This window comes from Paracoccus sp. FO-3 (assembly GCF_006386455.1).
GTDB classification, from domain to species: domain Bacteria; phylum Pseudomonadota; class Alphaproteobacteria; order Rhodobacterales; family Rhodobacteraceae; genus Paracoccus; species Paracoccus versutus.
Map to the genome: position 1 here is coordinate 1 of NZ_VCBQ01000075.1, position 23,642 is coordinate 23,642.

The window sequence follows — 23,642 nt, forward strand, 5'->3', positions numbered from 1 at the left end:
CGCGACGCGGCCGCCGAACGCCTTTTCCCTGGGGTCGCGGGCGTGATAGCGCCGGGTCCATTCGGGGTCTTCGACGGTGGTGATCTTGTGCCACAGCGCCACGGTTTCGGGGCGCTGCGCGCGCTGCGGGGCATAGGAGCGTTCGTGGTGCCAGCCGCCATCCTCCAGCGCCACGGCAAAGATATACATGATGGAATGGTCCAGCGTCTCGCGCGAGGCCTTGGGGTCCAGCTTCTGCGGGTCGTTGGCGCCGGTGCCGATGACATGATGCGTATGGTGGCTGGTGTGGATCACGATTCCGTCCACCTGCGACAGGTCGCCGATCTGTGGCCCCAACCGGCGGGCAAGGTCGATCAGCGCCTGGCTTTGATATTCCGCCGAATGCTCCTTGGTGTAGGTGTCGAGGATGGCGCGCTTGGCCTCGCCCTGGCCCGGCAGCGGCACCTGGTAGCGGGCCTCGGGGCCGGAAAGCAGCCAGGCGATGAAGCCGTCCTCGCCCTCCCATGCCGGGCTGGGGGCGCCTTCGCCGCGCATCACCCGGTCCACCGCCTCGATCGCCATCTTGCCGGCAAAGGCGGGGGCATAGGCTTTCCAGCTGGAAATCTCGCCCTTGCGGCTTTGCCGGGTGGTGGTGGTGACGTGCAGCGCCTGCTGCACCGCCTGGTAGATGGTCTGCGCGGGCAGGTTCAGAGCCGTGCCGATGCCGGCGGCGGCCGAGGGTCCCAGATGGGCGATATGGTCGATCTTGTGCTCGTGCAGGCAGATGCCGCGCACCAGGTTCACCTGGATCTCGTAGCCGGTGGCGATGCCGCGGATCAGGTCGCGCCCCGAGCGGACGCAATGCTGCGCCACGGCCAGGATGGGCGGGATGTTGTCGCCGGGGTGGGAATAGTCGGCGGCCAGGAAGGTGTCGTGGAAATCCAGCTCGCGCACCGCGGTGCCATTGGCCCAGGCCGCCCATTCCGGGCTGACGCGGGTGGCGTCGGTCATGCCGAAGACCGTGGCGCCGCGCTGGAACGGATGGCACAGCGCCTGCGACAGGGCCTGCGCGCGGGCCGAGGCCACCGGGCGCCGCGCCAGCGAGGCCGCCGCCACCGCCGCATTGTCGATGATGCGGTTCACGATCATCTCGGTCACGGCCGGTTCCACCGCCACCGGGTCGGCCGCCACCTCGGCGATCTTCCAGGCCAGCTGCTGTTCGCGCGGCAGGTGTTCGGCGGATTTCCAGGTCCGCAGGTCATGGGTGATCATGGGTCAGTCCTTCGCTGGTGATGTTCTGGGCGATGGGCAGCGGACGGCCATGCGCATCCACCGCCACCATTTCGAAGCGGCCCGAGAGCGCCTGCCTTTCGGCCGCGCCCGTCGTCGCCTGGGCCAGGCCAAGCACCTCGACGGTCATCGCGCTGCGGCCGGTGCGGATGACGCGGGCGGTCAGGTCCAGGATCTCGCCCACGCGGATCGGGGTGGTGAAATCCACCCGCTCCGAGCGCGCCATGACGACCGAGCCGCCGGCGTGGCGGGTGGCGGCGATGAAGGCCGCCTTGGCCATCAGGGCCAGCGCATTGCCGCCGAACAGCGTGCCGTAATGGTTCGCGGCATCGGGAAAGATCATCTCGACCATGCGGGTCTCTGTGCCCATCGTTCCTGCCTTCGCAAAATTGGCAAAGCCATCTATCCACAAGGCGCATCTCCGGTTAAACTACTGAAAAAGCGTTGATCTGCGAAGGCTGCGCCTGCAAATTGCGAAGGTTGTGAAGATGACGAAAAGCTATATGGGCGTCCGGTTGCGCCGCTTACGCGAGGAACGCGGCATGACCCAGGCGGCCTTGGCGCGGGCGCTGGGGATTTCGCCCAGCTATCTCAACCAGATCGAGCAGAACCAGCGCCCGCTGACCGTGCCGGTGCTGCTCAGGCTGAACGGCGCCTTCGGCCTCGACGTGCAGCTGTTCTCGGATGCCGATGAGGCGCGGCTGATCACCGACCTGCGCGCGGCGCTGGCCGACCAGGGCGCGCCGGCGGCGACGGCGGAGTTGCGGGAACTGGCTTCGAACATGCCCGGCATCGCGCGGGCCATCATCGCCATGCAGGCCCGGCTGCGCGAGACCGCCGAGCGCGCCGACCTGCTGGCGGGCCGGCTGACCGAGCCGCAGGCCGCCGCCACCCCCGCCGCCTTCGAGGCGGTGCGCGACTGGTTCTATGACCGCCGCAACCATGTCCCGGACCTGGAGACCCCGGCCGCGGCCATCGGCTCGGCCCTGCCGCCGGGGCGGATGGTGGCGGGGCTGATCGACCGGCTGGCCGGGCGGCACGGCATCCGCATCGCGCTGGACGCGGGCAGCCTGCGCCGCTTTGACGCCGGCGCGCGCATCCTGCACCTGGCGCCGCACCTGACCGAGGGGCAGCAGGCCTTCCAGATCGCCACGCAGCTGGCCTTCCTGGAACAGGGCGAAACCATCGCCCGGCTTGCGGGCGATCCGGGGCTGGCCCCCGACGCCCAGGCGCTGCTGCGGATCGGGCTGGCGAATTACTTCGCGGGCGCGCTGGTCCTGCCCTATGGTGCCTTCCTGCGCGAGGCCGAGGCCGTGGCCTATGACATCGACCTGATCGCGCGCCGCTTCGGCGTGGGGTTCGAGACCACCTGCCACCGCCTGTCCACCCTGCAACGACCCGAGGCGCGCGGCGTGCCGTTCTTTTTCATCCGCGTGGACCGGGCCGGGAACATCTCGAAACGGCAATCGGCGACGGATTTCCATTTTTCGCGCATCGGCGGCTCCTGCCCGCTGTGGAACGTCTACGAGGCGTTTTCCCGGCCGGGAGAGATCGTGCGCCAGATCGCGCAGATGCCGGACGGGCGCAGCTACCTGTGGATCGCGCGCATGGTCAGCCATGGCCAGGGCGGCTTCGGCGCCCCGGTCAAGACCTTCGCCGTGGCGCTTGGCTGCGACCTGGCCCATGCCGACCGGCTGGTCTATGCGCGCGGGCTGGACCTGAAGAACCCCGCGCTTGCGACCCGGATCGGCCCCGGCTGCAAGGTGTGCGAGCGTCCCGCCTGCCCGCAGCGCGCCTTTCCCATGGTCGGCCGCCCGCTGGCCGTCAGCACCGCCGAGGCCCGTTTCGCCCCCTATTCCAGCGGCGGCTGAGGCCGCGGCCCGGCGCGGCGGGCCAGGTCCAGGAAGCCGGCGATGTAGCCGGTGGCCTCCTCGCCGCGCCGGGTGCCCAGGTGGATCGACTTTTCCAGCCCGGCGCCGATGCGCAGGCCGCGGACCGGCAGGCCCGCGCCCTCTTCGCGCAGGAACCAGTCCGGCACGGCGCTGACGCCGCGGCCGGCCGCGACCAGTTGCAGCATCATCTCGGTCGTCTCGACGTTGCGGTGCTGGCGCGGCAGGCAATTTCCGGGCACCAGGAAGCGGGTGAAGATGTCCAGCCGCGTCGGCTCGACCGGATAGGTTATCAGCGCCACGGGCACCAGGTCGCCGGGCTCGACATGGTCGCGGCCGGCCAGCGGATGGTCCTGCGCCACCGCCAGCACCAGCTGATAGTCGAAGACCGCGGCATAGGCGATGCCCGGCAGCGCCAGAGGGTCGGGGGTGATGAGCAGGTCGATCTCGTGCCCCAGAAGCGCCGCGATGCCGCCAAAGCGAAAGGCGCTGCGCAGGTCCAGGTCCACGTCCGGCCAGGCCGCCAGATAGGGCGCGACCACCCGCATCCTCTCGCGCCGCCATGCGACGCGCATCCACGACCCGGCGGTCAAGGCGCGCCCGGCGCCGATGACGGTGGCCTGGGCGGCCCATGCGCAGTCGCTGACCGACCGGCCGCTGAAGGGCATGCTGACCGGGCCGGTCACGATCCTGCAGTGGTCCTTTGTCCGCGACGACCAGCCCCGCGCCCGGACCTGCCGGCAGATCGCGCTGGCGATCCGCGACGAGGTGGCCGACCTGGAAGCCGCCGGGATCAAGGCGATCCATATCGACGAGCCGGCGCTGCGCGAGGCCTGCCGCTGCGCCGCGCCGATCAGGACGCCTATCTGCAATGGGCGGTCGAGGCGTTCCGGCTGTCGGCCAGCACGGTTGCGGACGAGACCAGATCCATACCCATATGTGCTATTCCGAGTTCAACGACATCATGCCCGCCATCGCCGCGATGGATGCCGACGTGATCTCGATCGAGACCTCGCGCTCGGACATGGAGCTGCTGGGCGCTTTCGGCGATTTCGACTATCCGAACGAGATCGGCCCCGGCGTCTGGGACATCCACTCGCCCCGCGTGCCGCCCGAGGCCGAGATGATCACCCTGCTGCGCAAGGCGGCCAGCGTGATCCCGGCCGAGCGGCTGTGGGTCAATCCCGATTGCGGGCTGAAGACCCGCGGCTGGCCCGAGACCGAGGCGGCGCTGAAGAACCTGGTCGCGGCGGCAAGGGCGCTGCGCAAGGGCGATCTGGCGCCCCTGCCGGTCGAGGCGAGGGGGCGGTCCCAGCCGGCCGGCTGCGGCTGCTCTGCCGCGCAGGGCTGAGACTGCCCCGGCTTCTTCCCCGTGGCGGCGTTTTCGGGGACAATCGCGGCTCTCCGGTGGGCAGGCCGGCGGTCACTGTCCAGGCCCCGGCTTGCTGCCCGAAACGGCGAAGCGGTGCTGGTCAAGCGCCGCAAGCCGTGCGCGGGACCAGAGGGGCCAGCGGCGGCTGTGCATCGCCCGCAGGTTCTCGTGCCGCAGATCGGTGAAGCCCGCACCGCCGATCAGATCGGCGGCGTCCCGCGCCCGCAGACCGGCGCCAAAGGGCAGCTGCGCCATGATCCGCCCATGGTCGCGCCATTGCGCGGGCGTCACCAGGCTATGGCTGTCCTGCATCCTGCCGAGCAGCCGGTCGAGCCGCGGCAGGGCGCGCTCGATCAGGCTTTGGCGGGCATGGTCCCCGTCGATGGCCAGAAGCCGCCCGCCGGGCTTCAGGATGCGGAACCAGTCGCCAAGCGCGGCCTGCGGCGCGGGCAGGGTCCACAGCAGGTTGCGCGCGATGATCACGTCGTAGCGGCCGTCCGGCTCCAGCGTATTCTCGGCATCGGCGGCGATGAAGCCGAGGCGGGCGCCGGCCTCCTGCGCCTTGCGGCGCGCGCGCTCGAGCATCGGGCCGGCGAAGTCGAGCCCGGTGACGGCAAAGCCCGCCTGCCGCATCAGCAGCGACATGGCGCCGGTGCCGCAGCCCAGGTCCAGCGCAAGGCGGCCTTCGCCGGGGCCGAGGTGACGCCGGATCAGCGCCAGCCAGGCGGCGGCATCGCGCGCGGCCATCAGGCCGTGGCCGGGGCTTTGGTCATAGGTCTCGGCCCGGTGGCTCCAATAGTCGCGGATGTCGTCCTTGACCGAACGGTTCCGCATGGTCCCGGCCGCGGCTCAGTCCGCTTTCCGCCGCCCGAGGATTTCCAGCATCCTCTGGCGAACGGCTTCGGGCAGGTCGTCGGGCAGGTCGGCCTCGGTCGCGGGCCTGTCGCCGACCTGGATCAGCATCGCCATGCCCATGGTGTAATGGGGCGAGCATTTGATGCCCCAGATGCCCTCGGCGTCCAGCGTGACCTCAATTTCCTCGTTGATCTTGCCGATGAATTTCTCGCCACCCTCGGGGATCATGCCGGCGATGGTGGCGGCGTTGTGGCCGGGGTCGGTGGCAAGGAAGCGGACCGTGTCGCCGGGCCGGACCACCAGGTAGTCCGGCTCGAACGGCATCGGGCCGGTGTCGTTGCGGTTGAGCATCCTGACCTCATGCAGTTCGGCCAGGGCGGCGGCGGGCAGCAGGCAGGCAAGAAGCGCGGCGCGAAGCAGCATTGGGATGTCCTTTCAGGCAAGGCGTTGGAAGGCGAAGACCGGCCGGCCTCCGCGGGGATGGGGGATGATCTCGGCCTCGACCGCGAAGATCTCGCGGATCAGCGCCGGGGTCAGGATTTCCATCGGCGGCCCCAGCGCCACGCAGCGGCCCGCGCGCAGCACCATGACCCGGTCGCAGCGCAAGGCGTGATGCAGGTCGTGCAGCGCGATGACGGTGGTGACGGAAAGCCGCGCGACCAGGTCGAGGATGGCGATCTGGTGATGGATGTCCAGGTGATTGGTCGGCTCGTCCAGGAGCAGGATGCGTGGCGCCTGGGCATGGGCGCGCGCGATATGGACGCGCTGGCGCTCGCCCCCCGAAAGCGAGGCCCAGTCGCGTCCCGCCATATGCGCCATGTCCACGGCGTCGAGGGCCGCCGCGACGGCGTCGTCGTCCTGCGCGCCCCATGGCCGCAGCGGGCCAAGCCAAGGCGTGCGGCCCAGCTCCACCGCGTCGCGCACCGTGATCCGCTCGGCCGTCTCGGCCGATTGCGCGACCAGCGCCAGCCGCCGCGCGATCTGCCGTCGCCCCAGCCGGGCCATGGGCCGGCCCTCCAGCCGGATCTCGCCGCGGCTCGGGCGCAGCAGGCCCGCCATCAGCCCCATCAGCGTCGACTTGCCCGACCCGTTCGGCCCGATCAGGCCCAGGGTCTCGCCCGGATGCAGGCGCAGGCTGATGTCGGACAGGATCTCGCGGCCGCGCACGGCATGGCTGGCGCCGACGGCTTCCAGGATGGGCGTCATCGCTGCCGGCCCCGGATCATGACCACGGCAAAGGCAGGCGCGCCGACCAACGCGGTGATGACGCCGATGGGCAGCACCTGGCCGGGAATGACGATGCGCGAGACGACGTCGGACAGCACCAGGAACACCGCCCCCGCCAGCGCCGTCGCCGGGACCAGCCTGGCATGGCGCGGCCCGACGAGGATGCGCATCGCATGCGGCACCACCAGCCCGACGAAGCCGATGGCCCCGGCGATCGAGACCATGATTGCCGTCGCCAGCGAGGCCGTGCCGATCAGCAGCGCCTGCGTGCGCCGCAGGTCGATGCCAAGCGACGCGGCGCTTTCCGCCCCGAAGGCGAAGGCGTCGAGCGTGCGCGCATGCCACAGCCCGACCCCCAGCGCCAGCGCCGCCATCGGCACCGCGACCCAGCTGTCCGGCCAGCGCACGCCCGACAGGTTGCCCAGCAGCCAGAACATGATGCCGCGCGCCTGCTCGGCGCTGGCCGATTGCGCGATGATCAGCGCGGTCAGCGCGTTGAACATCTGCGAGCCGGCGATGCCCGCCAGGATGATGACCCCGGCGCCGCGCATCCCGGTCCCGCCGCCGGCGGCGCGCGCCAGCGCCGCGACCAGCGCGAAGGCGGTCAGCGCCCCGGCAAAGGCGCCCGCCGACATGCTGAGCAGCCTTGCGCCGATCCCCGCCACCGCGACCGTGACCGCCCCGGTCGAGGCCCCGGCCGAAATCCCCAGCAGATAGGGCTCGGCCAGGGGGTTGCGCAGCAGCGCCTGCAGGATCAGCCCCGACAGCGCCAGGCTTGCGCCGCCGCAGGCCGCGACCACCGCCCGCGACAGCCGGTAATGCCAGATCACGCTGGCGTCGATCGGGTCGAGCGCCGCCGAGCCAAGCCCGGCCTTGACCGCCAGCACCTCGATGACGGTGGCCAGCGGAATGCGCGTCTCGCCCACCGCCGTGCCGAAGAGCAGCGCCGCGACCAGCACGGCGGGGGCCAGCCACAGCCAGCCCCGATTGCGCCCCGTGCTGCGGGTCGCGGCGCGCGGCCTCATTGCAGGTCGAACCCGGCCAGCGAGTCCGCCAGCGATTCCAGCGCGTAGATCGCGCGCACCGAGGGGTCCATCGCATTGGCCGGCATGGTCAGGATGCGGTCGTTCTTCACCGCCTCCATCTCGCTTGTCACCGGGTCCGAGGTCAGGAAATCGCGCTTGACGGCGATGTCGTCGGCGGGAAAGCGGCGGCGGTTCATCTCGGCCGCGACGATGAAGGCCGGGCCGGCCTTGGCGATGGTTTCCCAGCCGACGGTCGGCCATTCCTCGGGCGAGGCGACGACGTTCTGCACACCCAGCTTGGACAGCATCCAGCCCGGCACGCCATTGGCGCCCGCGACATAGGGGTCGATCTCGATCTCGGCCGAGGAATACCAGAACAGGCCCGACACGCCCTCGGGCAGGTCCAGCGCCTGCGCCCGCTCGACCGCCGCCGCCTCGCGCGCCTTCAGGTCGGCGATCACCTCGGCCCCGCGCTCCGATACGTCGAAGATCGCCGCCAGTTCCTCGATGCCCTGGTAAAGCAGCGCGGTGTCGAACAGGACCGAGCGCGCGCCGTCCATGCTTTGCGTATTGTCCTTGCCGACGCATTCGGTCGGCATGATCCAGCTGGGGATCTGCGCGTCGTCGAACATCTCGCGCGTGCCGACCGCGCCCTGCGGGCCGATCATCCATTCATAGGCCGTGACCACCAGCCCAGGCTTCTTGGCCAGCACGCTTTCGAAGCTGGGGGCGCTGTCGGCCAGCCGTTCGACCCTGGCGTCCGCCTCGGCAAATTCGGGCAGGACCGGGTTGATCCACAGCGCCGTGCCCGCCACCTTGTCGGCCAGCCCCAGCATATACAGGATCTCGGTCGTGCTTTGCCCGACGCTGACGACGCTTTCGGGCGCCTTGTCGAAAGTGACCTCGTGGCCGCAGCTGGTCAGGGTCAGCGGGTATTCGGTGCCCGCCAGCGCCATCGGCGCCAGGGTGGATGTGGCGATGATCGCCGTGGTGAGCCTCAGCATGATGTTTCCTTCCGCTACATCATGAACAGGCCGGATGAGCGGATGGAGACCGGGCCAATGCCGGTCGCAACCCCTCCCGAGCCGACCCGCTCGGATTGGTCAAACGTCGTCGGCAGGTCTCCTGACTGGCGGGTCACGGCAGGGATGCGGCCTTCCCATGGCACGGGGCCACAGTGGCGTTTTCGCATCCTGCTCGCCGCCTACAGTTGCGGGGGCAGTTCCGGTTCGGGGCCTTGCGACCCCGGCGGATTCCCTTTCAATTCCTTGCGGAAACCGACGCGCTCTCCCTAGCTGCCGGCGCGGGCGCTGGCAAGCGTCAGCATGGGCGCCCGGCCACGGCCTGCCGGCGGGCGCCTAGCCCTCCTCGAAGCTGAAGATGGCCAGGCTGCGCTCGCGCTCGTTCACGCGCAGGCGGCGGTTGATCGGGGCATGGGCGCGGGCCGAGCAATCCGGCCGCTCGCAGAGATAGCAGTTCAGACCGATGTCCACCGGCCGGCTGCGGTCGAGATCGATGCCGTCGGCATAGACCAGCCGCGGTGCATAGGCCACGTCGCAGCCCAGCCCGATCGCCAGCCGCTGCGCGGGCGCGCCATGGGTGCCGCCGGCCCGCGTCACCGTGCGCGCGATCGAGAAATAGCTGGCGCCCTCAGGCATCCGGATGACCTGGGTTTGCACCCGCTCTGGCGTCTCGAAGGCGGCATGGATGTTCCACAACGGGCAGGTGCCGCCGAAGCGCGAGAACGGGAACCGCCCGGCGCTGAAGCGTTTCGAGATGTTGCCGGCCCGGTCCACCCGCACGAAGAAGAACGGAATGCCCCGCGCCTCGGGGCGTTGCAGCGTGGACATGCGATGCGCGGTCTGCTCGAAGCTGGCGCCGAAGCGGTGGCCCAGCAGCTCGACATCGTAGCGCGCCGATTCGCAGGCGGCGAGGAAGCGGGCATAGGGCATCATCAGCGCCGCCGCGAAGTAATTCGCCAGGCTCACCCGCATCAGCGCGACGGCCGGCGGGTCGGCCAGTCCCGCCTCGTCGACCAACCGGGCGATCAGCGGTTCCTGCTCCAGCCGCGCCAGCAGCACGCCGATCTGGAAGCGGCGGCTGGATTGCGCCAGCAGTTCCGACAGCATCAGCTCGCGCCGGTGCGGGTCGAAGCGGCGCAGCTGCTCGCCCATGACCGGCGCTGGCAGGATGCGCACAGCGATGCCATGCGCGGCCAGCCGGCCGGTCAGCGCCATGTGCGGCTCGTTGCGGTGCAGCGCCAGTTCCTCGGCCAGCGCCTCGGCGGCACGGTCCAGCGCATCGACATGGTTGCGCCGGGCATAGAACCAGCCGCGCACCGCATCGACCGGGCGCGAGGTGCCGGCCAGCGCCTCGACCTTGTCGCGGTCGGTCAGCGGGTTGTCGTCGGCCTGCGGCTGCAGCAGCGCCTGGCGGTGGCTGTCATGCAGCCGCACGAAGGCCGCCGCGATCCGCGGCGAGGCTTGCAGCACCGCCTCGATCTCGGCGCGGGACGGTGCGCCCGCCTCCAGAACCGGATCCTTCAGCGCCGCGGCGAAATCCGCCGCAAGCTGCGCGTCGGTCGAGGGTGCCAGTTCGGCGATGTTCATGTCATAGACCTCGGCCAGCCGCATCAGGAAGCGCGCCGAGGCCGGGCGCTGGTCGGATTCGATCAGCGTGACATAGCTGGCCGAGACGCCCAGCTCGGCCGCCATCTGCGCCTGGGTCAGCCCCAGCGACTGGCGCAGCACGCGCAGGCGCTGGCCGATGATCAGTTTCTCGCCTCGGGCCATGTGACAAACCTTACAAGTTCTGCGGCTGCACGGTGACAAGACTGACCGCAACACCCGTTGTTTTCAAAGCAATAATGCACATGCAGCATGACATTACTACTGTGACATTGCGCCGTGAATCACAGGAGGCCGCCATGCCGCTCGACCGCAATGCCCCACCGCTTCCGCCCGTCGTCCTGCGCGCCGTGCCGGGCGCGGATCATGTCCTGACCCCCGAGGCGCTGGGTTTCGTCGCCGCATTGCAGGCCCGCTTCGGCCTGCGGCTGCATGCGCTGATGGTCGCCCGCGCCCGCCGGCAGGAGCGCATCGACCGGGGCGAGTTGCCCGACTACCTGCCGCAGACGCGCGAGATCCGGCAGGGCATCTGGCAGGCCGCCCCCGTTCCGCCCGCGCTGGAGGATCGCCGGGTCGAGATCACCGGCCCGGTGGATCGCAAGATGATGATCAACGCGCTGAACTCGGGCGCCCGGGTCTTCATGGCCGATTTCGAGGACGCGACCGCCCCCAGCTTCGCCAATATCATCGCCGGGCAGGCGAATCTGATCGACTATCGCGACGGCACGCTGGAGCATGACGACTCTGCGACCGGCAAGAGCTATCGCGTCGGCCCCCGCCCGGCGCTGCTGATCCTCCGCCCGCGCGGACTGCACCTGCCCGAGGCGAATGTGCTGATCGGCGGCCAGCCGGTCTCGGCGGCGCTGTTCGATTTCGGCCTGTCGCTTTATCACTGCGGCCGGGCGCTGGCCGCCACCGGGCGCGGGCCGTTCTATTACCTGCCCAAGCTGGAGGGCCATGGCGAGGCGCGGTTCTGGAACGAGGTCTTTGCCTTTGCCCAGGACCGCATGGGGCTGGCGCAGGGCACGATCAAGGCCACCGTGCTGATCGAGACCCTGCCCGCCGCCTTCGAGATGGACGAGATCGTCTGGGAACTGCGCGACCACATCGCCGGGCTGAACTGCGGCCGCTGGGACTATATCTTCAGCTATATCAAGACGCTGCGCAATCATCCGGCCTATGTGCTGCCCGACCGGGCGCAGGTCGGGATGGAGAATGCCTTCCTGGCCGCCTATGCCGCCCGCGTGGTCAAGGTCTGCCATCGCCGCGGCATCCATGCCATGGGCGGCATGTCGGCGGCGATCCCGGTCCGGGGCGATGCCGAGGCCAACGAGGCCGCCTTTGCCCGCGTCCGCGCCGACAAGCAGCGCGAGGTCGGCATGGGCTTCGACGGCTGTTGGGTCGCGCATCCCGACCTGGTGCCGGTGGCGCAGGCGGTCTTCGACGCCGCCATGCCCGGTCCGAACCAGATCCGCAAGCCGCGCCAGCAATGGCGCATCGAGCCCGCCATGCTGCTGAAACCCCATCGGGGCCGGATCACCGAGGCGGGCGTGCGGCTGAACATCCAGGTCGCCGTCGAATACCTGGCGCAATGGCTGTCCGGCCGCGGCGCGGTGCCGATCCAGAACATGATGGAGGATGCCGCCACCGCCGAGATCAGCCGCGCCCAGCTGTGGCAATGGCTGCGCCACGGCGCCCCCGTCGTGCTGGAGAACGGCGAAGAGCGCCGGTTGACCGCCGAATGGCTGGGCGAGTTGATGCAGGCCGAGATCGTCCGCATCCTCGACCGGCTGGGCCCGAACGGGTTCCATCGCGGCCATTACGCCAGCGCCGCGCGCATCGTGCAGGAGGCCGCGACGGCCGAGACCCTGCCCGATTTCATCACCGTCCCGGCCTATGACGTGCTGAACGCGCTGGACTGAGGCCCTCCATGGACCCGATCCGCACGCTTTCCCCCTTTGGCGGGCCGCTTCCCCCCGGATGCCCCGCCTTGCCGCAAACCGCGGCTGCCGATCCCCGAACCGACCCTGCTGAAAGGAAGCATCATGAGCAGAAAGACTTTTTCGGAAATCCATGCCGAGGTGTCGTCCCGCTACCCCTCCGGTCGAACCCCGGGTGGCGTTTCGGTCGATGACATCGTGCAGCTGCGGCTGCAGAACACCTATGACACGCATCTGGACATCGCTCGCGACATGGCCGGCGTGATGCGCGCGGACATGGCGGCCTATGACGCCGATGCCGCGCAGTTCACCCAGTCGCTGGGCTGCTGGTCGGGCTTTCACGCCCAGCAGATGATCAAGGCGGTCAAGCGCCTGCGCGGCACGGCCAGGGGCACCTATGTCTATCTGTCGGGCTGGATGGTCGCGGGCCTGCGCAACCGCTGGGGCCATCTGCCCGACCAGTCCATGCATGAAAAGACCGCCGTCGCCGACCTGATCCAGGAGATCTACGTCTCGCTGCGCCAGGCCGACGAGGTGGCGATCAACGACCTGTTCAAGGATCTCAAGGCCGCCCGGACCGAGGCCGAGCGGGCGAAGGCCATCGCTGCGATCGACGGTTTCGAAACCCATGTCGTGCCGATCATCGCCGACATCGACGCCGGCTTCGGCAATGAACATGCGACCTATCTTCTGGCCAAGGAGCTGATCAAGGCCGGTGCCTGCGCGCTGCAGATCGAGAACCAGGTCTCGGACGCCAAGCAATGCGGCCACCAGGACGGCAAGGTCACCGTCCCGCGCGAGGATTTCATCGAGAAGCTGCGCGCCTGCCGCCTGGCCTTCGAGGAGCTTGGCGTCGATGACGGCGTCATCGTGGCCCGCACCGACAGCCTGGGCGCCGGGCTGACCCAGAAGGTGCCGGTCAGCCAGCGCCTCGGCGACTTGGCCGCGGAATACATCAAATGGCTGAAGGTCGAGCCGATCACCGAGGCGAACCCGATCCGCGAGGGCGAGCTGGCGCTTTACCAGAACGGCGCATTCGTGAAGCCGGCGCGGCTGCCGAACGGGCTTTTCCCCTTCCGTGACGGCACTGGACGCGAGCGGGTGATCGAGGATTGCATCGCCAGCCTGACCCAGGGCGGCGCCGACCTCCTGTGGATCGAGACCGACACGCCCAACGTGGACGAGATCGCCGGCATGGTGGCCGAGATCCGCAAGGCGGTGCCGAACGCCAAGCTGACCTATAACAACTCGCCCAGCTTCAACTGGACGCTGAACCTGCGCAAGCAGGTGCGGGCGCAATGGCTGGCCGAGGGCCGGATCGGCGAGGCCGACTATCCCGACGGCAACGAATTGATGAAGCCCGATTTCGACGATACCGACCTGGGCCGCGAGGCCGACGCCCGGTTGCAGCGCTTCCAGACCGACATCTCGGCCCGCGCCGGCGTGTTCCACAACCTGATCACGCTGCCGACCTTCCACCTGACCGCCAAGTCGGTGGACGAACTCAGCCGCGGCTATTTCGGCGAGGAAAAGATGCTGGCCTATGTCAGGACCGTGCAGCGCCAGGAGATCCGCCGCGGCATCTCGGCGGTCAGGCATCAGCACGAGGTCGGCTCGGACCTGGGCGACAGCTTCAAGGAGATGGTCGCGGGCGAGCGCGCGCTGAAGGCGGGCGGTCATGCCAATACCATGAACCAGTTCGCCGCCGAATAGGCCGGATCAGGCCGCGGCCGCCTGCCTTCGGTGGATTCGCTCATCGGCCCCGGCCTGCTTGCGCCGCCCCTGGTCCTTCGGGGGCGGCGCTTTTACCGTGCCGCCCGGCGCGTCCTTGTTCAGATCAATGCCCAGTTGCCGCTGGCCGCCGCGGCGGCAAAGACCACGAGGTTCGCTGCCGCATGCGCCCATACCGCGTCGGTCAGCCTGCCGCGGCGCTTGTAGACAAGGGCAAAGGCCAGCCCGGCGACGAAGGCCGCCGCGCCGCTGTCATGGAGCAGCGCGAAGGCGGCCGAGGACACCAGCACGGCGCCTGCCTGTCCGGCCGGGCCGGGCAGCTTCAGCAGGTGGCCCAGCAGATAGCCCCGGAAGGCCGCCTCTTCGATCAGGGGCACCAGCAGCACGGTGCCGGCCAGGCGCAGCACGATCCAGCTTGCCGCCGCAAGCCCCAGCCCGGCGAAGGGCGGCGGGGGCGCCTCGCCCCCCGCGGCGACGCCGGCGGCAATCCACATGACGCCCACCGCGACGCCCACCAGCAGGGGCAGCGGATCGACGCGCCAGTCGAGCCCGGCCCAGACCGGAAGGAACAGGACCAGCCCCGCGCACATCGCCGGCACCCGGTAGGGATAGGCCGCTTCGGGATTGGTGAAGAACGTCGATACGAAAAGACCCGAGAGCAGCAATACCACCAGCGGCACCAGCATCGCGCTGACCGGATCGTGCCGGAATGCGGCCGTCCTTGCGCCAAAGGCCGGGCCGGCCTTTTCGCCCCGCCACAGCGCCGGCACCAGATGCGCCGCGCCGACCATCCCGATGCTGAGCAAGGTGAACAGCAGCCAGCCCGCATAGCTGTGAAAGGCATTGACCGCGAGGTCGGGCGATATGCGCGCCCCGATCCAGATCAGGACCGCGATGCGCAGCACGTTCAGGCCGAAACTGGCCAGCAGCCCGATCGGCAGCAGCACCAGGGCCAGAGGCAGGCGCAGGCGCCGCCGCTCGAGCGCGATGAAGCCGGCCATCACCAGGGTGATGAGCGCAAAGCCTTGCATCCCCGAGCATGGGTCGCCCACGCGGATGAGGAAATCGTCAAAGCCGATCACCATCTCGTTCGGGGCGGCCGAGACCCTTCCCGGCAGCAGGGCAAGCAGGCGCAGCACCAGCTCGAATGTGGCGGCGGTCAGGGGCGGCCAGCCCCAGGTGCCGTTGAAGAGACCGGTCAGTTCCGGCGAGAGCAGCGCGATCCCCATGGCCGCCCACAGCCAGGGGCCGCCCCGGCGAAGCACCGAAAGCCAGCAGGCGATGGGCGCGGTCCCGGCCAGCGCCGCCGCAACCGAAACGGCGGCGCCCGCCGCAAGGGCCAGGGCAAGCGGCGCCAGGCTGGCGCTCATGTCGCCCCAAAGCGCCGGCAGCAGCATGATCGCCAGCCCTGCCAGCATGGCGGCCGTCGCGGCGCCGGGCGACAGGCGGCCCGCACCGCTGCCGCCCGCGCCCAGGAAGCCGAAAAGCTGGGGCCGCGCGGTCATCGCCAGTCCGGTAAGCAGGGCCAGGGCAAGCAGCCGTCCCAGCCCCTCGCGCAGCGCCAGGCAGGCTTGCGGCGTCTGGAAATCCGTGCATTCGATCTCGACGAGGAACTGGTAGCAGAAGGCGACGATCAGCAGCTCGCCCAGCAGCAGGGCGGCGAAAAGGCCGAGCCTGCGCCAGCCGCTTGCAAGGAACGGCGCTTTCGGCGCAGGCGCTCCCGCCTGCCCATGATCCGGCCCGGCGCCGCCAACCGCCGCCGGGCCCGAGGGGTCGGCGCTGTCGGTCACGGGTTGACCGAGCGCCGGCGCCACTCCCAAAGCAGAAGCGCGACGATCACCGCGATCATCAGGACCGACGCGCCCGCGAACAGGTCGATCTCGGGGACGCTGTGGGGCGCGGTGGGGCTTGTCGGATGGGCGGGGCCGCCATGGCTTTCCGACGGATCGGCCAGCGCGAGGTGGGTGCCGGCGGCGGACAGGGTCAGCAGGACCAAAAGCGCAACATAGAACATCGAAACGGACCCAAATACCTAGGAAACGCGACAGCCGGACAAGAGCGTCGTTGACCAAGAATTCATCATGCAAGGAAAAGGGGCAACCTGTCAGAATCGCCAGGTTTCCGCTGTTCTGCCGGCCTGTTTCGGGTCAGGGCGGCAGTTCGGGGCGCATTTTCCGCAGGCGCGGCGAGCCTGCGATGGGTTCCGCCTGCGGCGGTGATGCCTTGCGGTGTCGCGGCCGGCCGGAATGATCCGCGGCAGGCCGGTCTCTGCGCTGATTGGGGTTGCCGGGGTGCAGGCGCTCAGTTGCGCAGGGCGGCTGCCGGCGACTGGCGATAGGCCAGCCAGGCCGGCAGCGCCGCCAGCAGCGCCGCGACCGCGACAAGGATCGCCAGCATCGCGCCATCCTCGGGCGTGAAGCCGACCGGCAGGCTGAAGCCGCGCTGCATGGCGAAGGCGCGCGACAGCAGGCTGGCGGCCAGGTAGCCGCCGCCATAGCCCAGCAGGATGCCAAGCCCGACCAGCACGGACAGTTCAAGCCAGACGATCCCGAACACCGCCGCCCGCGGCGCGCCAAAGGCCCGCAATGCGCCGATCTGCCGCCGGCGCTGGCCGACATGGATCACCGTCACCATCAGCAGCGCCGCCGCGACCAGAAGCTGCGTCCCGGCCGCGATGACCGCCAGCACCTGCCGGGCATCGCCCAGCGTCGCGTAAAGCCCGGTCAGGACTTCGCCCGGAAAGACCGCAAGCGTCCGGCCGTCCGCGCGATAATCCTGGCGCAGCCGGTAGGCGTCGGCGATGGTCTTGGGCTTGACCAGGATGGCCGGCAGGCCGGGCAGCGCGCCGCGATGCCAGTCCTCGTCCAGGGGCGCGTCGGCATCCATGCCGTGATGTTCATGCGTCTCCTCGTCCTCATGCGCGGCGTCGGGGCCGGCGTGGTCGTGGTCGTGGTCCTGATCGGGCTCAAGGCCCATGCCATGCACATGCCAGACCGCCTGGATCGGCACCAGGATCGCCCGGTCCCAGGGCGTGCCGGTCGGGTTCAGCCGGCCGCTGACCCGATACCGGATGCCTTCGTGTTCGTGCCCGCCCTGTTCGACCTGGCCATGGGTCGGCACGACCGTCTCGCCCGGTTGCAGGGGGACGGCCGAGCCGACGACGGCCTCGCCCTCGGTCCTGAACATCCCGCCCTGGGAAAAGCCGCCCGCGGTGCCCTCGATCAGGGTGGTGGTGGTGCCGACGATCGGGTAGCCGGCATGGAAGTCGCCGAAACCCACCGGCGCGGCCCATTCCACGCGCGGATCGTCGTTCAACTCGGCCAGCACCTCGCCCGGCATCAGGGGCAGGGCGGCCGGTTGCAGGAAGACCGCCGAAAGCACCAGCTGGGTTTCGCTGCCCGGCGCGCCGACGATCACGTCGAACTTCTCGGCGGCGCGCGCGCTGCCCAGGCGCAGCGCGCGTTCCTGCAAGCTGACGCCGACGCCAAGCGCCACCGCCAGCGCGACCAGCAGGACGATCACCACGGAACCGGCCCAGAGCCGCTTCAGGTCGGCCAGGACAAAGCGGATCATGGCCGCACCTCCTCCATGCTGTCCGACCGGACGGTGCCGTCCGCCATGGCGATCCGGCGCGGCAGGCGCGAGATCAGGCGCTGGTCATGGGTGACGACGATCAGCGTCGCCCCGGTCTGCGCGGCCAGTTCCAGCAGCAGGGTGGCGATGACCGCGCCGTTTTCGGGGTCGAGGCTGGCTGTCGGTTCGTCCGCGACGATCACGCCGGGATTGCGCAGCAGCGCGCGCGCGGCGGCGACGCGCTGCATCTCGCCGCGCGACAGGGTCTCGACCGGCTGGTCCGGCCGCGACAGGCCGACGCGGGACAGAAGCGCGGCCGCGCGCGCCCGGATGGCGCCGTCCGCCACGCGCGCCAGCTGGGCGGGCAGCAGCACGTTCTCCAGCGCCGAAAGCCCCGGAAACAGGTGGAAATCCTGCATGACCAGGCCGATATTGGCGCCGCGCCAGCGGTCGCGGCGGCCTTCGGAAAGCTGCGCGATGTCGCATTCGTCCCAGAACACGCGGCCCTGGGTCGGGCGGGCCAGGCCGGTGATGACATTGACCAGCGTGGATTTCCCCGACCCCGAGGGGCCGATCACCGCGACCCGGCTGCCGGCGGCGATGTCCAGCCGCGGGATGTGCAGGACCGGCGCGGGCAGGCCGGGAAACGAGACTTCGGCAGCGTCGAGGTGCAGGCAGGGCATGATGCGATCTCAGACCGTGGCATAGCGCGCTTCGCGCAGCCGCAGCTGGCTGACGAAGCCGGTTTCGGGGTCGATCCAGGAGCCGCGCTCGAGCCGGCCGACTGCCTCGATCATCTGGTTGGGCTGGGTAAAGGTCTGCCGCCGGTCCAGGTAGACCACGACGATGTTGTCCGGCCAGTCCGCATCGGACGAGCAGAAGGGGCAAAGCGCCATCGGGATCTCGGACAGGACGAAGAACTGCGCCTCGGCCTTCAGCGGCGGGGCCATGAAGCCGCGGATGCTGACCGTCTTGCCGGTCAGCAGCTTGACCTTGTCCGAGAACTCCAGCCCCAGCACGCCGTATGAGGCATAAAGCTCGTCGAAGGTCAGCGCGGGCGCGCGGGCCAGCGCCGGGACCGGGGCGCCCAGGGCCAGCAGCGCCGCCAGCCCGCCCAGGCAGGCCCGGCGGTCGGGACGGAAACGGATCGGGTCTTGGGGACGGGTCATCCTGCATCTCCGGCAAGGAATACGGTTCGGCCTGTCCGGGGCGGAAACCCCGGACAGGCCGCAAGGCTCACTTCTGCACGGTGCCGAGGGCAAAGGCGTCGGCCAGGATCTTGTAGACGTCGGACTGCTCCATATAGCCCTTGAACGCCTCGGCGCCGGGGCCGGCGGCCTGCAGCACGATGTCGTCCACGGCATGGACGGCGGTGTCGTTGTCCTTGGGCAGGTTGCCTTCGCGGAAGACCGCGCCGGGCAGATCCTTGTAGGCTTCGTTGGCGACATATTCGCCGTTCTCGTTCTGCACCGCCGGCTGGAACGGGCCGTCCAGCTTCGGACCCCAGGTCTCGTAATGGTCGGGATAGTTCGAGGCGAAGATCGCGAAGCGCCGCGCCACGTCGACCGAGTCGGGATAGCCGTCGCCATCGGCATCGACATAGTCGGGAAAGCCCGCCTCGTCATAGACGCCGACCTTCTGGCGCATTTCGTCGCCGGGCCGGTTGTCGTCGATGGTGCCGATCAGCGAGACGCCATGGGTATGGTCGCCCGTGACCACGATCAGCGTGTCGGGGTTGGCCTCGGCGAATTCGCGGGCCAGGGCCACGACCTGGTCCAGCTCGATGGTCTCGACCACGGCGCGATCCCAGTCCATCGGGTGGGACATCTTGTCGATCGAGGCGCCCTCGACCATCAGGAAGAAGCCGTCGGGGTTCTTCGACAGCTGGTCCAGCGCCGATTTCGTCATCTCGACCAGGCCGGGCTGGTCGGGGAACTTGTCGACGGTGCCCTTCTTCAGCTGGTTGCGGTCCAGCCAGGTGTCCATGTTGCCGGTGTGGAACAGGCCCAGCAGCTTGCCGGCATTGCTGCCCGCCGCCGCGGCCAGTTCGTCCTTGCTGGTCGCCAGCGCATAGCCGGCATCCTTGAACAGCTGGATATAGTCCTTGTCGTCCTTGCGCTTCGAGCCGGGGATGTCGGCCTTGAGGAAATAGGCCGAGCCGCCGCCCAGGATGACCTCGGGCTGGACGTCGTGGAACATGCCGACGATCTCGGCCTTGTCGGCGCGCTTGCGGGTATGGGCCACGACCGCCGCCGGGGTCGCGTCCTGCAGTTCCGAGGTCGAGACGACGCCGATCGCCTTGTTGGTGGTGCGGCGCAGCGCCTCGGCGATGGTTTCGACCCTGGGGTCGTCCAGGCTGTCCGGGGTGCGGTCGGCATAGACGCCAAGCGCGTTCACGCGGCTCTTGTGGCCGGTCATGTAGGCCGAGGCGGTGTTGGCCGAATCGGTGGCGATGGAATGGGTGGACGAGGTGCCGATGAAGGCCATGTGGTCCAGGTCGTCCATGGCCAGGCGGCCGTTGGCCTTGCCCTCGGTCATGCCCTTGGACATGATCCGCGCCGCGGTGCGATGCGCCACCGACAGGCCGTCGCCCAGGATGAAGATGACGTTCTTCGCCTTGGCGGTCTCGGCGGTGGAATAGACCTCCCAAGTCACCGACTTCATCTCGTTGCCGGCCTTGACCTCGACCGTGTATTGGCCCGGTTCGGCCAGCGCCAGGTCGCGCAGGATCAGGGCCGAGCCGAGGGCCGCGTCGTCCTCGCCCTTTTCCTCGGCCACGAATTCGGCCGGCTTGCCGAAGACCTCGGCATAGGGCTTGCCGTTCACGGTGACGGCCAGGTCGCCTTCGGGATGAACCTCGTCCAGCTCGATCTTGAAATCGAAGGGAGAGTTCACCAAGATCGTCGCCCGGTCGAGCGGATAGATCGTGGCGGCCTGGGCGGCGCCCGTCAGAAAGGTCGTTGCCGCAAGCATCGCAAACAGATTTCGCATGATCGCCTCTTGTGGGTTTCGAAAAAACGGAGGGTTTTCCCGCAAGGGCGGCCTAGTCCCCTTCTGTGGCGCGAACGTGACAGAATGGCTGGGTGGCGGCGCAATCTTCCCGAAAGGGGCGATTTTCGGCGAAATCCCAGCCGTTTCATTATGTTATATCATATCGATTTGACCGAGCCGGCATGGTCGGAGAACCCGTGGCACTCGGTTTGCAGGCGGACGGGTCCGGTGGCGGATGCCGGGCAGGGGGCTGCCCCTGCGCCATCGCATCGCGGCAAGTCCGATCCGCAAGGCCATCGGTGCGCAGGATGCATGGATGCCTCCGCTGCCGCCGACCCGTCGGTTCCTGCGGAGAAGGGGTCGGGATGGTCAGCCGGGCAGGGTGACGACGATCGCCCCGCGATCCGTCGCCACCACCGTATGCTCATATTGCACCACCGGGGCAGGGGGCTGGCTGTAGAGCGTCCAGCCGTCATCCCCCTCGGTCGCCCAGAGGCCGCCGGCCGAGAGGAACGGCTCGACGGTCAGCACCAGCCCCTTGTCGATGCGGCGCTTCTCGGTTCGGCTGGGCCAGGTCGGGATTTCCTCGGGATATTCGTGCAGCGACCGCCCGACGCCATGGCTGGCGAGATTGCGGATCAGCGTGTAGCTGCGCCCCGCGGCAAAGCGGCCGATGGCCCTGCCGATGCCGGCAAGCGGCCGGCCGCTGCCGACCTGGGCGATGCCGATCTGCATGGCGCGCCGGCCGTCGCGGCACAGCCGGTCCAGCGCGGGCCGAACGGGCGCGATGCGATATGTCGCCCCGGTATCGGCGAAATAGCCGTTCTTCGAGGCCGAGACGTCGATATTGACCAGGTCTCCCGCTGCGATCACCCGGTCGCCGGGAATGCCATGGGCGATTTCCTCGTTCACGCTGATGCAGGTCGCGCCGGGAAAGCCATAGGTGGACTGCGGTGCCGGGACGGCGCCCTCGCGTTCCAGCAGCGCGCGGCCGATCCCGTCCAGCTCGCCGGTGGTCATGCCGGGCTCTAGCGCCTTCGCCATGGCCTGCATGGTGTTGGCGACGATCCGGCCGATGTCCCTCAGCCCGTCGAGTTCGTCCTGGTTGGTGATCGTCATGCAGTGGTTTCCCTTGAGGCACGGATGGATGGGCCAAGGCCGGCAGGGAAGCGCCGGCATCCCCCGCATCGCCCATCCTACGGGGCTCCGCCGAACCTCGCCAGATGCTTCCGGGAGGTTCAGGGGGAATACCCACTCGGAATGCGGGATGGCGGTTTTCGCTGCGGCCAGCCGCGCGGGCTTTGCAGGTTCCGGCCAAAGCGGCTTTGCGGGTTGCAGGGGACGGGATGCCTTCAGGGCGCGCTGTGATCGAGGACGGCGCGCATCAGGCGCCGCAACTCCCCGTCCGGCTCGTCCGGCTCCGCCTTGGCCAGCGTCTCGGCCAGCACGGGCCATCCCAGGACGCGGACCGCATAGGTCGCCGCCCTCCTGTGCCCCGCCAGTGGCGAGGCGAAGGCCTTGGCAAAGGCATCGGCGACCCGCTGGTCGTAGTCCTGCCCCACGGCCGCCAGGGCCACCCGGACCAGTTGCCGCTCGCTGTCGTCACGCGCCAGCAGGGCAAGATGCTGGTCCAGCGTCCCATAGGCTGCGGTCGCGTCGAAGGCTTGCAGGATCGCGGCGGCGGCCTCGGGGTCGCTGGCCTGGGCATCGACATGGGCGATGCGGTTGGTCCGGTCGAGCGTGAGCGTCACCAGAAGCTCGGGGTCATGCGACTCCATCCAGCGGATCGTGCCCGCGGAATCCCCCGCCATGTCCGGCACCGTGAAAAGGTCCAGCGGCGTTTCCGCATTCAGCAGCCGGATCGCCTCGAACGCGCCTTGCCTGACCTTGTCGAGGTCGTCCTCGAGCGCGACATATCTGCCGAAGGAAAGCAGGTCGTCGTCATCCTGGCTCTGGGTCATGGGTATCGGCTCCTGAGGAAGGCGACCATGCTGGCGATGAGCTGCTGCGCCGCCGCCGCCTGCTCGGCCGGGGTCGAGGCGCGGCGGCCTGCGCGGCTTACGTTCGATAATGCCCATGAACGAAACGCCTGCGCAAGGTCGCGCAGGGCCTGGTCCTCGCCCAGCACCGTCATGGCGCCGGCCTGCTGCTGAAGCACCCGGTCGAGAAGCTTGAAGATATTGCCGGTGCGCCTGTGGCGGGCCTGGCGGGCACTCGCGATCTGGCCGCGGGTGAAGCTGCCCCTGTCCTGGCGGCCCCGGAAGTCCTGGTCGGCGGCGACCGAGGCGCCGCGCGGCGCCATCGGCGCATATTCGCCGCGCGCGGCCTCGAGCCGCGGGTCGATCATGCCGCGTTCCTCCAATGAGCGGGCGGTGGCGCGCGCCGCAAGCTGGCCCGGCGCGCGAATGGGTTCCACCACGTTGCGCAGCTGGCCCGCGTCAGGGCTGTCGAGATGTTCGGCCCGGAACCCCTCGTAGGCGGGCGCATTCGCCTGGAACAGCATCGAGGAACGCCGCACGTCGCGGATATAGGCCGGCCGGCTGCCCGGCATGCTGATCGAGGCGTGGAACGGCCCCGAGAACCTGCCGAACCTTGCCCGGCCCAAGGGCAGGGGCAACTGGCCCGGAGCGGACAGGAACCGGCGCCCGGCAAAGACGACATCGGCCTCGTTCAGGCCCGCGCCGGCCGTGACCTCGCGGCCCTCGCGCATCTGCCGCTCAAGCTCGGCCGACTGGGCGCGAACGGCGGGATTGGACGCCCGCTCCTGCTCGAACAGCCGTTCGGCCTCGCGCAGGATCGGCTCCAGTGCCCGGCCGATGCGCGCCGGGCTGAGCTGCGCGATGCGCCCCGCGGGGGACGAGGGGTTGATCCGGGCGACGATGGAATCGCCCTGCCGTTCCAGCGAGGTCAGGCGATAGCGCAGCCGCCAGAAGGTCAGCCTTGCGCCAAGGCCCAGGCGCGAGACGCCGCGCCGCGCCAGTTGCTGGACCTGCGGCTGGATCGCCCGCACCGCCCGGTCCAGCCGTTCGCGCTGGCGGCGCTCTTCCTCCTGACGGCGGCGGCGCCGGCGGTCGGCATCGCTTTCGGAACGCTCGCGCCGGCGGTCGCGGCCGCGATCCCGGTCCCGCTGGCGGCGGTCCGCG

The 23,642-nt window shown here is 69.6% G+C and carries 21 protein-coding genes, 1 pseudogene and 1 riboswitch; of the genes and pseudogenes, 4 read left to right on the forward strand and 18 right to left on the reverse strand.

Annotation, left to right across the window (positions count from 1 at the left end; genetic code table 11):
* On the reverse strand, nucleotides 1–1,251 hold a 1,251-nt coding region (locus tag FE811_RS18565; protein ID WP_140848363.1), incomplete at its 3' end, for an MmgE/PrpD family protein.
* A complete protein-coding gene (locus FE811_RS18570; RefSeq protein ID WP_140848365.1) occupies nucleotides 1,238–1,639 on the reverse strand; it encodes an acyl-CoA thioesterase in 402 nt (133 codons plus the stop codon). The genes FE811_RS18570 and FE811_RS18565, both read right to left, overlap by 14 nt.
* Before the next feature lie 118 nt (nucleotides 1,640–1,757).
* Here FE811_RS18570 and FE811_RS18575 point away from each other — a divergent pair, with 118 nt between their 5' ends.
* The gene (locus FE811_RS18575; protein ID WP_140848367.1) at nucleotides 1,758–3,140 is read left to right on the forward strand and encodes a short-chain fatty acyl-CoA regulator family protein; all 1,383 of its coding nucleotides are present in this window, start codon (nucleotides 1,758–1,760) and stop codon (nucleotides 3,138–3,140) included.
* Here the strand turns inward: FE811_RS18575 and FE811_RS18580 are convergent.
* Complete coding sequence (locus FE811_RS18580; protein ID WP_370362686.1) at nucleotides 3,122–3,844, reverse strand: LysR substrate-binding domain-containing protein; 723 nt, start codon at nucleotides 3,842–3,844, stop codon at nucleotides 3,122–3,124. The two genes, FE811_RS18575 and FE811_RS18580, sit on opposite strands and share 19 nt — an antisense overlap.
* Between FE811_RS18580 and FE811_RS18585 the strand changes: the two are divergent.
* Nucleotides 3,768–4,509 (forward strand): annotated as a pseudogene (locus FE811_RS18585) (hypothetical protein). The gene FE811_RS18580 and the pseudogene FE811_RS18585 sit on opposite strands and share 77 nt — an antisense overlap.
* Nucleotides 4,510–4,581: 72 nt before the next feature.
* Here FE811_RS18585 and FE811_RS18590 read toward each other — a convergent pair.
* The 6 genes from FE811_RS18590 to FE811_RS18615 all read right to left on the reverse strand — a co-directional run bounded on the left by FE811_RS18590 (nucleotide 4,582) and on the right by FE811_RS18615 (nucleotide 10,429).
* Nucleotides 4,582–5,364, reverse strand: a complete 783-nt coding sequence (locus FE811_RS18590; RefSeq protein ID WP_140848371.1) for a class I SAM-dependent methyltransferase — start codon at nucleotides 5,362–5,364, stop codon at nucleotides 4,582–4,584.
* Nucleotides 5,365–5,379: 15 nt separating this feature from the next.
* Nucleotides 5,380–5,808, reverse strand: a complete 429-nt coding sequence (locus FE811_RS18595; RefSeq protein ID WP_140848373.1) for a pseudoazurin — start codon at nucleotides 5,806–5,808, stop codon at nucleotides 5,380–5,382.
* A 12-nt stretch (nucleotides 5,809–5,820) separates the two neighbouring features.
* The gene (locus tag FE811_RS18600; RefSeq protein WP_072461257.1) at nucleotides 5,821–6,591 is read right to left on the reverse strand and encodes an ABC transporter ATP-binding protein; all 771 of its coding nucleotides are present in this window, start codon (nucleotides 6,589–6,591) and stop codon (nucleotides 5,821–5,823) included.
* Complete coding sequence (locus tag FE811_RS18605) at nucleotides 6,588–7,637, reverse strand: iron ABC transporter permease (RefSeq protein WP_140848375.1); 1,050 nt, start codon at nucleotides 7,635–7,637, stop codon at nucleotides 6,588–6,590. Before FE811_RS18605 ends, FE811_RS18600 begins: the two co-directional genes overlap by 4 nt.
* Nucleotides 7,634–8,641, reverse strand: coding sequence for an ABC transporter substrate-binding protein (locus FE811_RS18610; RefSeq protein WP_140848377.1), 1,008 nt, complete (start codon nucleotides 8,639–8,641; stop codon nucleotides 7,634–7,636). Before FE811_RS18610 ends, FE811_RS18605 begins: the two co-directional genes overlap by 4 nt.
* A gap of 93 nt (nucleotides 8,642–8,734) precedes the next feature.
* A riboswitch (cobalamin riboswitch) is annotated at nucleotides 8,735–8,934 on the reverse strand.
* 61 nt (nucleotides 8,935–8,995) lie between these two features.
* Complete coding sequence (locus tag FE811_RS18615; RefSeq protein ID WP_140848379.1) at nucleotides 8,996–10,429, reverse strand: short-chain fatty acyl-CoA regulator family protein; 1,434 nt, start codon at nucleotides 10,427–10,429, stop codon at nucleotides 8,996–8,998.
* A 134-nt stretch (nucleotides 10,430–10,563) separates the two neighbouring features.
* On the opposite strand from FE811_RS18615, the gene aceB reads away from it, so the two are divergent.
* Together aceB and FE811_RS18625 are read left to right on the forward strand one after the other, a co-directional pair.
* Nucleotides 10,564–12,186 carry a malate synthase A gene (gene aceB / locus FE811_RS18620; RefSeq protein ID WP_140848382.1) on the forward strand — a complete coding sequence of 541 codons (1,623 nt, stop codon included), beginning with the start codon at nucleotides 10,564–10,566 and terminating at the stop codon, nucleotides 12,184–12,186.
* Between the two features lie 123 nt (nucleotides 12,187–12,309).
* Nucleotides 12,310–13,917: an isocitrate lyase gene (locus FE811_RS18625; RefSeq protein ID WP_219848900.1), complete on the forward strand. Its 1,608-nt coding sequence runs from the start codon at nucleotides 12,310–12,312 to the stop codon at nucleotides 13,915–13,917.
* A gap of 119 nt (nucleotides 13,918–14,036) precedes the next feature.
* Here FE811_RS18625 and xrtE read toward each other — a convergent pair whose 3' ends face one another.
* The 9 genes from xrtE to FE811_RS27550 form a co-directional block, all read right to left on the reverse strand.
* Nucleotides 14,037–15,725 carry an exosortase E/protease, VPEID-CTERM system gene (xrtE, locus tag FE811_RS18630; protein WP_181180892.1) on the reverse strand — a complete coding sequence of 563 codons (1,689 nt, stop codon included), beginning with the start codon at nucleotides 15,723–15,725 and terminating at the stop codon, nucleotides 14,037–14,039.
* Entirely contained in the window at nucleotides 15,722–15,949 is a 228-nt protein-coding gene (locus FE811_RS27545; RefSeq protein WP_036754346.1) for a hypothetical protein, read from the reverse strand. The genes xrtE and FE811_RS27545 overlap by 4 nt, the downstream gene beginning before the upstream one ends.
* 287 nt (nucleotides 15,950–16,236) lie before the next feature.
* A complete protein-coding gene (locus tag FE811_RS18635; RefSeq protein WP_140848386.1) occupies nucleotides 16,237–17,508 on the reverse strand; it encodes an FtsX-like permease family protein in 1,272 nt (423 codons plus the stop codon).
* The gene (locus FE811_RS18640) at nucleotides 17,505–18,191 is read right to left on the reverse strand and encodes an ABC transporter ATP-binding protein (RefSeq protein WP_140848388.1); all 687 of its coding nucleotides are present in this window, start codon (nucleotides 18,189–18,191) and stop codon (nucleotides 17,505–17,507) included. The genes FE811_RS18635 and FE811_RS18640 overlap by 4 nt, the downstream gene beginning before the upstream one ends.
* Before the next feature lie 9 nt (nucleotides 18,192–18,200).
* Entirely contained in the window at nucleotides 18,201–18,677 is a 477-nt protein-coding gene (locus tag FE811_RS18645; RefSeq protein ID WP_052095854.1) for a hypothetical protein, read from the reverse strand.
* 67 nt (nucleotides 18,678–18,744) lie between these two features.
* Nucleotides 18,745–20,499, reverse strand: coding sequence for an alkaline phosphatase (locus FE811_RS18650; RefSeq protein ID WP_036754336.1), 1,755 nt, complete (start codon nucleotides 20,497–20,499; stop codon nucleotides 18,745–18,747).
* 369 nt (nucleotides 20,500–20,868) lie between these two features.
* Complete coding sequence (gene map / locus FE811_RS18655) at nucleotides 20,869–21,618, reverse strand: type I methionyl aminopeptidase (RefSeq protein WP_140848390.1); 750 nt, start codon at nucleotides 21,616–21,618, stop codon at nucleotides 20,869–20,871.
* Nucleotides 21,619–21,851: 233 nt separating this feature from the next.
* Nucleotides 21,852–22,460 (reverse strand): hypothetical protein, encoded by a 609-nt coding sequence (locus FE811_RS18660; protein ID WP_140848392.1) that lies wholly within the window; start codon nucleotides 22,458–22,460, stop codon nucleotides 21,852–21,854.
* Nucleotides 22,457–23,642 (reverse strand): hypothetical protein (locus FE811_RS27550; protein ID WP_181180893.1); only part of this gene is annotated, 1,186 nt, incomplete at its 5' end. The genes FE811_RS27550 and FE811_RS18660, both read right to left, overlap by 4 nt.

Bases quoted from the DNA above. Each gene is read 5' to 3' on its own strand.
- FE811_RS18570 (WP_140848365.1), bottom strand. From the start codon at position 1,639: ATGGGCACAGAGACCCGCATGGTCGAGATGATCTTTCCCGATGCCGCG.
- FE811_RS18575 (WP_140848367.1), top strand. From the start codon at position 1,758: ATGACGAAAAGCTATATGGGCGTCCGGTTGCGCCGCTTACGCGAGGAA.
- FE811_RS18590 (WP_140848371.1), bottom strand. From the start codon at position 5,364: ATGCGGAACCGTTCGGTCAAGGACGACATCCGCGACTATTGGAGCCAC.
- FE811_RS18595 (WP_140848373.1), bottom strand. From the start codon at position 5,808: ATGCTGCTTCGCGCCGCGCTTCTTGCCTGCCTGCTGCCCGCCGCCGCC.
- FE811_RS18600 (WP_072461257.1), bottom strand. From the start codon at position 6,591: ATGACGCCCATCCTGGAAGCCGTCGGCGCCAGCCATGCCGTGCGCGGC.
- FE811_RS18605 (WP_140848375.1), bottom strand. From the start codon at position 7,637: ATGAGGCCGCGCGCCGCGACCCGCAGCACGGGGCGCAATCGGGGCTGG.
- FE811_RS18610 (WP_140848377.1), bottom strand. From the start codon at position 8,641: ATGCTGAGGCTCACCACGGCGATCATCGCCACATCCACCCTGGCGCCG.
- FE811_RS18615 (WP_140848379.1), bottom strand. From the start codon at position 10,429: ATGGCCCGAGGCGAGAAACTGATCATCGGCCAGCGCCTGCGCGTGCTG.
- aceB (WP_140848382.1), top strand. From the start codon at position 10,564: ATGCCGCTCGACCGCAATGCCCCACCGCTTCCGCCCGTCGTCCTGCGC.
- FE811_RS18625 (WP_219848900.1), top strand. From the start codon at position 12,310: ATGAGCAGAAAGACTTTTTCGGAAATCCATGCCGAGGTGTCGTCCCGC.
- FE811_RS27545 (WP_036754346.1), bottom strand. From the start codon at position 15,949: ATGTTCTATGTTGCGCTTTTGGTCCTGCTGACCCTGTCCGCCGCCGGC.
- FE811_RS18635 (WP_140848386.1), bottom strand. From the start codon at position 17,508: ATGATCCGCTTTGTCCTGGCCGACCTGAAGCGGCTCTGGGCCGGTTCC.
- FE811_RS18640 (WP_140848388.1), bottom strand. From the start codon at position 18,191: ATGCCCTGCCTGCACCTCGACGCTGCCGAAGTCTCGTTTCCCGGCCTG.
- FE811_RS18645 (WP_052095854.1), bottom strand. From the start codon at position 18,677: ATGACCCGTCCCCAAGACCCGATCCGTTTCCGTCCCGACCGCCGGGCC.
- FE811_RS18650 (WP_036754336.1), bottom strand. From the start codon at position 20,499: ATGCGAAATCTGTTTGCGATGCTTGCGGCAACGACCTTTCTGACGGGC.
- map (WP_140848390.1), bottom strand. From the start codon at position 21,618: ATGACGATCACCAACCAGGACGAACTCGACGGGCTGAGGGACATCGGC.
- FE811_RS18660 (WP_140848392.1), bottom strand. From the start codon at position 22,460: ATGACCCAGAGCCAGGATGACGACGACCTGCTTTCCTTCGGCAGATAT.